The sequence below is a fragment of the Sphingobacterium sp. 18053 genome, assembly GCF_902706145.1.
Classification (GTDB): domain Bacteria; phylum Bacteroidota; class Bacteroidia; order Sphingobacteriales; family Sphingobacteriaceae; genus Sphingobacterium; species Sphingobacterium paramultivorum.
Window position 1 is genome coordinate 192,009 of record NZ_CACSJW010000005.1, and the last position, 11,679, is coordinate 203,687.

The following is an 11,679-nucleotide window of genomic DNA, read 5'->3' on the forward strand; positions in this document are numbered from 1 at the left end:
ATCGTTTAAAAACTCACATTTACACCCAATACATAAGTCCTTGGCCTCGGATAAAAGCGATCGTCTATACCGTTAGATATCTCTGGGTCAACACCTTTATAATTGGTGATCGTAAATACATTTTGTACAGTTGCAGAAATCGACATTGAAGCGTTACTATTCCGGATAAATTTTCCAAGGTTATAACTCAGGTTGACATTATCCATTTTTAAAAACGAAGCGTTCTTGATGTAGTAATCACTTCGTAGCTGTTTGAGCAGAAAATTGGTATTAAAAAAATCCACAGGTGCATTATTGATCACCAAAACGGCCTGATCATTGATATTTGCCCCGCTTCCCAAATTAGAGGAAACATTGTCGTAGACATAATTATCCAGATTTGCGCGCAATACCGTTGTTGCCGACCATTTTTTGTAGCTGTATGCCGCCGTAAAACCCAAAAGATATTTCGGTAACGGTGATTTATACAGATAGCGATCGTTATCGCTGATAACGCCATCTCCATTACGGTCAACATAGACACCTTCGACAGGATGCCCCTGTTCATCATATACCTGTTGGAAAACATTGAAACTGTTTGGCATGAAATTAACCTTATGCGCCTGGATATTTCCGCCTGTACCACCACGGATACCACCTGTCTCTACAATAAAGTTTGGATCATCACTCTGTGTCAGATTGGTTACTTTACTCTTATTATAAGTTAGGTTAAAACCGATGTCCAAGGTCGAATTATCTGTTTTTAGTGGGACGAAGTGTACATTAAACTCCAGCCCCTGGTTTTCCATGTTACCCACGTTGGTCAATAGGAAATTGCTAAAGTTAGAGCCTACAGGAACGGGAATCGTGCTGAGCAGGTCTTTGGTCTTTTTCGAATAATAATCCACGCTACCATAGACACGATTGTTGCTAAAGCCAAAATCAACGCCGGCATTATAGGTTGTTGTATTTTCCCAACGAATGTCTTTATCGTAGGCCACAGGTGAATTTAAATAGTAGTATTCATCACCAAAGCGATACATCGACTCGTTGCCGCTGATGGTATAATTAGGCAAATAAGAATAGTTGGCGATGCCATCTTGCTGCCCGGTTTTTCCATAACTTAGACGGAGCTTCAGTTCGGATACTGCAGCTATATCTTTTAAAAAGCCTTCATTTTTGGCGCGCCAGGTAAATCCGACAGAAGGAAAATATCCCCAACGGTTATCAGGACTAAAACGGGAAGAACCATCCGACCGCAAGGTTCCCGACAGAACATACCGGTTGTCATAGGTATAAATCAGACGCCCATAATAAGAGATCAACAGGTTTTCGGGTTTATCAAAAGGTCGCGTTGGTTCATTTAGGATCTTATCACCTTCCGCATTTGTACGGTTAAAATTATAAACCTTACTGCTATTTTTATAGTAGCCATAGCCCAATGTCGCGTCTATCGTACTTTTGATTGTAGGTAATTCCTTATCATACTTTAAATAAAACTCCAGCGTTTTATTGTTGATATCGGTTTTATACTGAGTTCTTTCACCCCCTTCATTAAAATTACGTGCAGCTATCGCTGGTGTAAATGTGTTCCCTTTCGAACGCGCCAGATCGTATCCAACGTTTAAGTTGGCATGCAACTCCGGCAGGAAATGAAAACTATAATCCACCTTTGCATTTCCGATACTTCTAAACACATCGCCATTATCTTTGCGTAAATCCAACAAGGCTAAAGGATTTCGTGGTGCATTGGGATTAGGTTTCCCCCCCTGAATCCACTCATAATACCCACCAAAACTATTTTTATCATCCACATAGACAGGTTGGGTCGGGTCGAACTGAATGGCAGCTCCGATTGCGTCTTGCGTCGCAAATTTCGATTTTGACCAGGTACCACGAACATTTACATCCAATGAAAGATGATTGTCCAGAAATTTTGGCGTTAATGCCAATGCAGCAGTAGTTCGTTTTAAGTTATCATTTTTCAATACCCCATCCTGGTTCATATAGCCCGCAGCGATACGGTAAGGCATATTGCCCGCTTTGGAAGCAATGTTAACGTTATTATCCGTTGTAAATGCATTGCCATAAATCACATCCTGCCAGTCGGTATTTGCTGTTCCCAACAACTTTTTCATGGCATCACTACCATTTGTATTAACATAATCGCGGATTTGATCGGCGTTGAGCAACTTTACTTTATTGGCTACGGTAGCCAATGAATTCTGTGTAGAGAAGTTGATCTGTGTTCCTGAGCGGCTGCCTTTTTTTGTCGTGATCAAAATAACCCCATTTGACGCCCGCGAACCATAGATGGCTGTTGCATTGGCATCTTTCAAGATTGTAAATGTCTCGATATCATTTGGGTTAATCAAACTTAATGGGTTAGCTACTCCAGATACAGAACCACCTGCCAATGGAATTCCATCTACGACAATTAACGGATCGTTACTGGCGTTCAATGAAGCTCCGGTACGGATACGGATGGTGCTTCCTGCGCCCGGCTGCCCTCCACTTGTTGTAATCTGTACGCCTGGAACTTTGCCCATAATGAGTTGCTCTGGTGAGGAGATCTGTCCTTTTTGAAAATCTTTTGCAGATACTGTACTGATTGAACCCGTCAGGTCACTTTTCTTTTGTGTACCATAACCAATCACCACAACCTCTTCCAGTGCACTGGTATTGGATTTAAGGTAAAGGTTTAACGGATGCTGTCCATCGTTGACCTGGATCAAGGTATCCAGGGTCGCGTATCCGACCATACTTACTTTCAGACGTAATTTCCCTGTTTGTAGTCTATCCAAGCTAAAATCCCCATTCGCATTGGTAGACAGTGATTTTTGAATCTCCTCGAAGCGCAGTGTAGCACCGACCAAGGAACTCCCCTTCTGGTCCATTACTCGCCCTTTTAGCGTTGCCTGTTGCGCAAATGCCGAAGCACTTACACCGAGTAGCATGCTCAGAGCCCAAAATGGACGTGATAGCTGTTTGTTCATAAAATAACTGTTTATTTATTTAGTTTTGTTTTGCTTATCAATTGGTACTGCCCAGGGAGGAGACTCAATTTTGACTGGCCTGACCAATTGAGCTCTTTTCCCGTAAAATTATCGACCCACTGCCCCTGCAACGCTGCCGGCAAAGCAAAGTCCACACTTTCTACCCCAAAATTGCCAAGTACCCCTACTTGTTGTCCCTCCTTTTCGAGAACAAAATATTTAACGGCATCTTTCATAGCCGATGTGATAATCGTCCCGTTTTGGAAAATGCTATTTTTGGTTTTGAAACGTGTAAGTTTGGCATAGGTCTCAAAGAGCTTTTTGCGATCATCTTGCTGTAGATAGCTCCACAACAATGGTTTTTCGCCTGTGCGCCCATTTTCATCGATAGACACATCATAGCCGTATTCGCCAAACTGCCAGATCATCTTAGGTCCGGGCGAAGCCAATAAAAACACGGCGGCCTGTTCCATACGTTTTAATGCCGTACTGAGGTTCTTGATGTTATAGCTACCTGATGAATTGCTGTAATTCAGGCATTTGAACAGCAACCGCTGTTCGTCATGGCTTTCCATATAAGACACAAACGAGGGTTGTGTCATGCCGTGGCTCGAAGGGAATAATCTGCCTAAATCCGAGCCGTTGTTGGCATTCCAGCCCATTGCCGCCTCATTGAAGACCGCATTCATGTTGTTCCATAGCAACATCCCCGATTGCGCAAGTTCGGCCTCTTCCTGATCTCCACCAAGATGTTCGAGAATAATATAACACGAGGGATCGATGCTGCGAATATGCTGCTGGTATTGCTTCAAGATAGCCACACGTGACGCATCGTAAGCATTCCATGCACTTAAATCACTTTCTGAGGTACCCGAATTTTTCTGTGTAAACCCTTTAGACAAGTCAAATCGGAACCCATCAATCTTGTACTCCTGCATCCAATAGGTCAAAACATCCTTAACAAAAGTCTGTGTATAACTACTTTCATGGTTAAAGTCGAAGCCAACATTGAACGGATGCTTGGCAACCGTATTGAACCAAGGGCTATTGCCAGCTACGTTGCCCTGCTCAAAATAAAGCTGTACTAGCGGGGATTGACCAAAAGCATGATTAAAAACAACATCCAAAATCACGGCAATACCATTTTCATGACAAGCATCAACGTATGCTTTCAAGTCGTTTTTTAAGCCGTAATATTTATCCAAAGCGCGGTGGAAAGAAGGATTATAACCCCAGGTCGAATTCCCCTCCGATTCCTGTACAGGCATAAGCTCGACCGCATTTACACCCAGCCTTCTTAAATAAGGCAAAGAGTCTTTCAATGTGGAATATTGATGTTGTTTGACAAAATCACGGACCAAGAGTTCATAAATAACTAAATCACCTTGAGCGGGTTTATTAAATAGCGTGGTTTTCCATGAGTAGGACTTGGCTGGGAGATCCAATACGCCAACTACTCCCTGCGCAGCAGCGGGATAAGCGGGTACAGCCGCCGCGGTCAGTCCGAGTGCCGCGTCGTTTTGCGGATCAAGAATCAGCTCAGCATAGGGGTCGGCGATATTCAGCTGACCGTCCACTAAAAACTGATAAGTCTGTTTTTTAGAGAAATCCAGATTCGATACGGTAACCCACCAGGTTTTTCCATCCGGTGTCTGGCTCATCGCATAGGCTGGTAATGCTTTATAGTTATTAAAATCGCCCAAGACATACACACTCGTTTTTAATGGCGCTGTGAGCGCAAAACTGACCTCTCCTTTTTCCCTGTTTATGGTTGTTCCGTTTGCATTGACGCCTATCGGGAGTGCAGCGATGGTAGGTTTTGATTGCACAAATAACTGTGCTTTACTGAAATATATTTTGCCCCCAGCCTCAAGACGTGCTTCAAGCTCGTGCAGGCCATTGCTTTGTAGGCTGAGCGATTTTTGTAATGACAGCCCAGCAGAAGATTCAGCAAGCAATAAACCATTGTCCCAGATACTGATTTTTCCGGACTGCGTTGCCTGTACTTTTAGCTTCAGATTATCTCCAACGGTGTACATCTGTTCCAGGGTAATTGGATCTGTGGGTTGCAGCGTAGGCGAAACAAAACGAATGGCCTGTGTATTGCTCGTTACAAGAGGAAGAAATAGATCTGAATTATTTTTGTTTCGTTGGACCAGCGACCCATCACCATTGCGGACTAAAAGTGCCATCTGACCAAATTCCCCACCATTAGTCAGGTTAAAAAATTTGGAGGGGGTAAATGTGAATGAATATAAACCAGCAGAAACAAATTTAAGTTTATAAGCATTGTCATTCTTTGACCAATCTGTTGCTACATGTTGCCAGCTGCCCCCATTGACAGGAATCAATCCGGCGTGTAGGTACAGGTCGGTAGTACTACCTTTTAAAGCCGCATTTCCTTTCGAAAGATCAAATTGAAACGTAATTTCCTGATCCCAATAGATAAATGGGTCGGAAAGATTGAGCAAACCAGATCCCTGCTGTTCAACAACAGGAGGTTGCTCGACATCCACGATATCTTTCTTATTTGCACATGATGATAATAGGACAATCACCCAGAGATACCCTATTAAACGAGAGATATGCTTCCCCATCGATAATTAGCTTTACTTGGAATCTGAAATTGGGAACGTTCCCGAAATCAAGGTAAAAAGAAATCGCTTGTGGCGATTTGCTGGATTTCCCTATCCAATATTTTATAAAAATTGATTATTTAAATACTTTCGGGAATGTTCCCGAAAGTAATCAAAGCTAAATAATGGGATTACAAAAAACAAATATTTTTTTTCTTATTTCAGGCTAGATTTTTGAAAAATAAGCTGGGAATCAAGGTAAACCGAATTAGCAAACTTACTATTTTCGGGGTCTTCCATCTTATCCAATAGGTATTTTGTTACTAATTGCCCCATTTCATAGGCTGGTTGTTTCACTACGCTCAGTGCCGGGTCAATCAGATCGGCGATATCCAAACAAGAAAAACAAATAATTTTAAGATCTTCAGGAATACGAATTGCGAGCTGCTTGGCGACTCGTATACTCGAAATAGCAAGACGTTCTACCGAGGCAAATATGGCATCGGGTTTCTCCTGTTCGATCAAGTCGGCGATATCTTTCATATTCTGATCAGCATCATTGACCGTATCCAAAATAAGCGCTGGTCTGATCGGAATCCCCACTTCCTGCAGCGCCTTTTCGTAACCATCCTTACGCACCTTACCGATGGAGACATTCGGATTAATCGCGAGGTAAGCGATCCGTTTACAGGCATTATCGATCAGGTGTTTGGTTGCCAGGTAAGCTGAATCAAAGTCATTACCCGTAATATATCCCCCCTTCCAATCATCGTATGCACGGTCAAAAAACATGACCGGAATGCCGCGCTCTGCCAAAAGTTGTAAATGCGAATGGTCTTTACCCTCACCCGAAGCCGAAATGATAACGCCATCCACCCGCCCGTTAGAAAGTGAACGTACGATTGAGGCTTCATTTTGCACCAGATGATCCGTCACATAAATTAAGGTATGATAGCCCTTGGAACGCGCCACAGCTTCAATTCCTTTGATGGCTTGCGAGAAAAATTTATTGCCAAATTCGGGAATAATAATCGCAATGGTCAGACTTTTATTTGCCTTTAGACTACTTGCATAAACATTCGGCGAAAAACCGATTTCTTCGGCCATAGCCAGAATCCGAGCTTTTGTCGCTGGATTAATGTCCACGTTATCCCGAAATGCACGGGAAACGGTCGATTTTGACAAGCCGAGCTTTTTGGCCAGATCTACTATTGTTAATTGCGACATATCAAGATTCCCTTTGCTGTTCGAATGTAATAATTGTTGGATACAAATAAAGCAATTATCTATCCAGAATAGCAAATTTTCTTTTTGTCCTCTTTGTTTTAAATCAGCGGGCCATGTTTTTTTTATCTCCCGATAAGAAAAGCGATCTAGTGATCAAATCCTGTAAATGATCATTCCAATATGCTTGCTTTCATCCGCTTTCTGTTAACAGAAAAACTTGTTTTATATGGCCTTTTGTGTCTACAGCGCTAATGCTGTCTTCGGGTTGTCTTCGTATTGTGTTCGTACCACCTTCGGATGTGGAGAGTCCTGCTACGGCTATTGATCGAAAGTTGAACAAGTAATTCCTGTTCAGGGTCTGGTCAATATCTGTTCAGCACCTGTACAATATCTGTATCGCATCCGAATAAGGTACGAAGCAGGTACGAATCTTTCCCCACTATTTGATCAAAAAATTGTGAGACATGCTTAACAGGCTTAGCGTATTTTGCTAAGCCTGTTCACAATTAATCGCCCATTTTCTTTACTAGAACTTTCTAAAATCCCATTCCCCGCGATAAGGGCGACTGCGCATGAGATTAGCATAGTCATTGTCGAACTGTTCTTTTTGTGGATTCCATTTTAAATCCTTTTGAAGTTCATACGCAATATTGATGGCATTGCACACTGAGCTCGTCCGGTGACCTATTTCAACATCACAGATAGGCTTACTTCTTTTTTTGATCGCATCAACCCAGTCCTGATAGTGATTATCACTATAATACAAACGACGATCAGAAGATGTCAGTTTAAGATTCGCCAAGTTTTCCGGGTTCGAGCGGATAAATTCGCGGCTTACTTCAATCTTACCTTTTTCACCAATAAATTGGATCGCATTATGTACTCCCCACTGCACATGGTTTACACGAACGCCATTGGCATAGCTAAACGAGAGTCCGCTATTGCTATTGGCTTCCTTGGGTGGATTAAACTGAACAGGGCCCGATTCATCCATACCCAAGGCCCATTGCACGATGTCAAACATATGTGCTCCCCAATCGGTGATGTAACCGCCACCAAAATCACGGTAACCACGCCACCAGGCCCATTTATCGTCCTCTAAAGGTGGGCTTAATATCGGATTATAACCCCGATATGGTGAAGGTCCTACCCACATATCCCAATCGAGATAATCGGGGGCTGGCATAGCGGGAAGGTCACATTGTTTGACCGGTTCGCCCACAGAAACATTGATTTCCTTGATTTTGCCGATATAGCCATTGAGAACCAGTTCTGCTGCCTGTCTAAAATTATAGGAAGAACGCTGCATGCTGCCCGTCTGAAATACACGTTTATATTTTCGGGTTGCATCGACCATTGCACGACCTTCGGCAATGGTCAATGCAAGGGGTTTCTCACAATAAATATCTTTGCCAGCTTGAGCCGCATCAACTGCAATCTGCGCATGCCAATGATCGGGTGTAGCAATGACAACAGCATCAATATCTTTCCGATCCAATAGTTCCCGATAATGATGATAGGCCTTGATCTCGGTCTGTGCTTTTGACAATTCCGTTTGTTTTTTCGCTGTCGCCGCAATAAATGCTGCCAACTTATTACGGTCTACATCACAGGCAGCCAGACTTGCAATTTCCTTGCAGCGATTGAGGCCATTCATCAAGGTATAGGATTGTTTTCCGACACCAATAAATCCAAGATTGATACGATCACTTGGCGCAAGAAATCCATTGCCTCCCAACACAACGCGCGGGACAATTGTAAAAGCCAAAGAGGATACAATTCCCTTGGCTATAAATTCTCTTCTTTTCATTCTTTATGGATAGTTTATTTTTCTGCTCGTCTTTATTGGTACTTCCTCAGTCCTTGACGGCAAAATGGTTTATGTATGGATGATTTGTTCAGTTTTTCTTATAAAAAGTTTATTCTTGAATCGGCACCAAAGTAATCGAAGCAATCTCTGGCAAAGTATCGCCTTCGATGGCTGTAGCCTGCAAAATCACTTTCGTACTAGGCTCACCAATTACTTGCTGGGATACCTCAATGTTCCCCATAGCCACCTCCTTAAATTTAGCTTCTTTTTCAGCGACGAATGTCCATGGGAGCTGCTGTCCGAGTATCGAGAGCACAATTTTTCCGTGCTGCTTGCTATTCGCCAGATAATTGACGAGCACACGATACTTCCCTGGTTTTTGAATTTTGATATCCCAAAAAACTTTATCCGCAAGGTCTTTCCATTGACCGATGGCGTTCGGGCGGTTTGGATCATGGGTATGTGCACCAATAATTTTTAATCCCTTTCCTTCCTGTAATTTTGCATTATTTGCGTTCATCACGATACGTCCATCTGCCTGTGTTTGGGTCAGGCTTTCTTCAACAATTGGCTTTCCCTGGATTTCGACAACAATAACCTTCGGTCCTTTCTTACTGTCGAAGATATCGACAGGAATTGCTGGTCTTCCGTTTTCTAAAGTGGATTTTAACTTCATTTTAGGTGAAGCTAGGGCGTAGACAGCCGTCACTTTATTTTTGATGGGCAGATTTATTTTTCCATCGGCCGGACGATCAAAAACATGCAGATACAGCTTCCCATTTTTTTGGGTACAATACCCCCAATCCAAGGCTTGGAAAGGGCTCGCGGTGGTACCGTAAATAGATTCGCCATTGACCTTCATCCATTCCCCGATTTGCTCCATAATCCGCACCGCAGGTTCAGGAATGGCTCCGTCACCATCGGGTCCGACATTTAACAGGAAATTGCCCCCTTTACTCACCGTTTCCACAAATAATTGCATGATCTTGGGAAAGCTTTTCCAATTTTGATCATGAGCACTGTAGCCATAACTTTCATTCATGGTATGGCTTACCTCCCAGTACATACCCGGCAAACCTGTTGGTGGAATATATTTTTCGGGAGTTCCGATATCACCGTTCTTATTTTCGAGTCCGTTCCAAAATCGATTATTGATAATAATATTGGGCTGCCATTTGATCAGATCTGTCAAAATATGCTTTGTCCCCCAGGCTTCCCCCTCATGCTGTTTGCTGCTGAAATCGGGCCACAGCATGTCCAGCCGCCCGTAATTTTGTGCAAGTTCTTTAATTTGGCCATAGAGATAGGCTTTGTAACGTTCATGATCTGGCTGGTGCTTATCCACATTCGGGTTCAGCTGAAAGGCCTCATAAGAATCGGGATGTTGCCAATCCAGGAGCGAATAATAAGCTCCTACTTTCATTCCCTCCTGACGGAAAGCATCCATAATTTCGCGGTAAAGATCTCTTCCTTTCGGCGATAAATTTGCCGTACCCGTAACATCATTTTTCAAGGCATAAGGCTGTTGGCTATTGAACAGGCTAAAGCCTTCGTGGTGTCGGGAGGTCAGCACCATATACTTCATTCCAGTTTTTTTTGCAAGGCGTGCCCAGGATTGTGGATCAAAAGAACCTAAAGTAAATTTTGGTTTCAGTACTTCAGCATAGTGCTTACTGGGAATTTTCCCCCAGGTTTGTATCCATTCGGCATAATGCTGTGGATATTGTTTCCCTTCAAAAGAACCACCTGCTGCACTGTACAATCCCCAATGGATAAATAGTCCAAAACGGGCCTCTTTAAACCATTCCATGCGTTTATCTTGCGTCTCCTGCCAACCGGCAACACCTTCATAAGGTGCCGATTTGGTCTGTGAAATAGCAACATCGGTCATGCACAGCAACATTCCCACTGCTGCTGCACACTTCCACTTAAAAAAATTGATTTTCATCATGATATAGATTTATACATAAAAGTTCATTTATTCGGATTACAAGCTATCGTCGATCAGAAACCCAACGCTTGAATTTCATCTTGAATAGCAGCATATGCTTTGCTTGCATCTTCTATTGGAATTCCCTTGGATAGTCCAGGTCGTTTATGACCTGTATAGGTTAGCCATGCGTCTTTCATCATCGTCTGCCTTTTCAAAACAAGCGTATATAACTGGCGAAGTTTTGGCTGATTGCGCAAATTGTCATCCCATGTGCTTTCAATAGGGAAATCAGGCATCAGGTGCTGTACAATTTCCTTTGCCATTAGCCAATGCCCCAGCTCTCCGGGGTGCACCCCATCTGCAGCCAGCTTAAACTGAGCGTCTTTCTCGATCCCAGCTTCCAAATAGCGACGCATGGGAAAATGCAGGTCTATGATTTCCCAGGACTGCATTTTAGTATAGCCGATAAGCCATTCGGCATAACGATCCAATACTTTATTGTAGCCATTGAGCCGAAGCTGCGGATCATCATGAACTGGAGGTGTCATCCATAGGATGCGTTTGACGCCCTGATCGACCAAACGTTTGTGCAGACGGATAATTCCATTTTTATAGGCTTCAAAACGGATAGCATCAAAAGGGAGGTAAATGCCGTCATTCATGCCATAACAGACGAAAACCACCTCAGGTTTGATTTTATCAAGCACATTGTCCAGTCGATCAAATAGACAAGGGCGTGGAAATTTTCCATCGGCATGATTCGGTTCACTGAGTCCAGAAACGGTCTCACTTGGTAACCCCGAATTAATAAACTGAGGTTTCCTTTTCGGGTGACTGCTCAGGAATAGACTTTCGGTCATGGCGACATATTGCCCCGCATAAGTAATACTATTGCCTAAAAAAAGTACTTTTTGTCCATCACTCAAACTAAAGTCCTTAACATGACTTTGCCCCTTTACTTGCATAGACAAAAGGCCTAAGCACAATAGCAATACAAAAAAACGAAGTTCTTTTCTACGAAATGATAAATTTAACATTGTGTAATATTGGATCAGTTGGACAAGTACCAAACCTTACATATCTCATTGGTTTAGGTTGATACCAATATGCGCAAAAGACTTATTAGATAACTATTGAGCGCTGTCCATAATTGATTAT

General features: G+C 42.9%; 6 protein-coding genes. All 6 read right to left on the bottom strand.

Translation table 11 applies throughout. The features are described 5' to 3' along the window. Positions 1-5 precede the first annotated feature (5 nt). Positions 6-2,975, bottom strand: coding sequence for a SusC/RagA family TonB-linked outer membrane protein (locus tag GVK91_RS13335; protein WP_159729287.1), 2,970 nt, complete (start codon positions 2,973-2,975; stop codon positions 6-8). A gap of 11 nt (positions 2,976-2,986) precedes the next feature. Beyond that, positions 2,987-5,572: an alpha-amylase family glycosyl hydrolase gene (locus GVK91_RS13340; protein WP_159729289.1), complete on the bottom strand. Its 2,586-nt coding sequence runs from the start codon at positions 5,570-5,572 to the stop codon at positions 2,987-2,989. Between the two features lie 195 nt (positions 5,573-5,767). Beyond that, complete coding sequence (locus GVK91_RS13345) at positions 5,768-6,778, bottom strand: LacI family DNA-binding transcriptional regulator (protein ID WP_153845053.1); 1,011 nt, start codon at positions 6,776-6,778, stop codon at positions 5,768-5,770. 526 nt (positions 6,779-7,304) lie between these two features. After that, complete coding sequence (locus GVK91_RS13350) at positions 7,305-8,588, bottom strand: Gfo/Idh/MocA family protein (RefSeq protein ID WP_159729291.1); 1,284 nt, start codon at positions 8,586-8,588, stop codon at positions 7,305-7,307. Between the two features lie 109 nt (positions 8,589-8,697). Next, positions 8,698-10,539 (bottom strand): alpha-L-fucosidase, encoded by a 1,842-nt coding sequence (locus GVK91_RS13355; RefSeq protein ID WP_159729293.1) that lies wholly within the window; start codon positions 10,537-10,539, stop codon positions 8,698-8,700. Positions 10,540-10,592: 53 nt separating this feature from the next. Further along, on the bottom strand, positions 10,593-11,558 hold the full coding sequence (locus tag GVK91_RS13360; protein WP_159729295.1) for an SGNH/GDSL hydrolase family protein: 966 nt from the start codon (positions 11,556-11,558) through the stop codon (positions 10,593-10,595). Positions 11,559-11,679 lie beyond the last annotated feature (121 nt).

Bases quoted from the DNA above. Each gene is read 5' to 3' on its own strand.
- GVK91_RS13335 (WP_159729287.1), bottom strand. From the start codon at position 2,975: ATGAACAAACAGCTATCACGTCCATTTTGGGCTCTGAGCATGCTACTC.
- GVK91_RS13340 (WP_159729289.1), bottom strand. From the start codon at position 5,572: ATGGGGAAGCATATCTCTCGTTTAATAGGGTATCTCTGGGTGATTGTC.
- GVK91_RS13345 (WP_153845053.1), bottom strand. From the start codon at position 6,778: ATGTCGCAATTAACAATAGTAGATCTGGCCAAAAAGCTCGGCTTGTCA.
- GVK91_RS13350 (WP_159729291.1), bottom strand. From the start codon at position 8,588: ATGAAAAGAAGAGAATTTATAGCCAAGGGAATTGTATCCTCTTTGGCT.
- GVK91_RS13355 (WP_159729293.1), bottom strand. From the start codon at position 10,539: ATGATGAAAATCAATTTTTTTAAGTGGAAGTGTGCAGCAGCAGTGGGA.
- GVK91_RS13360 (WP_159729295.1), bottom strand. From the start codon at position 11,558: ATGTTAAATTTATCATTTCGTAGAAAAGAACTTCGTTTTTTTGTATTG.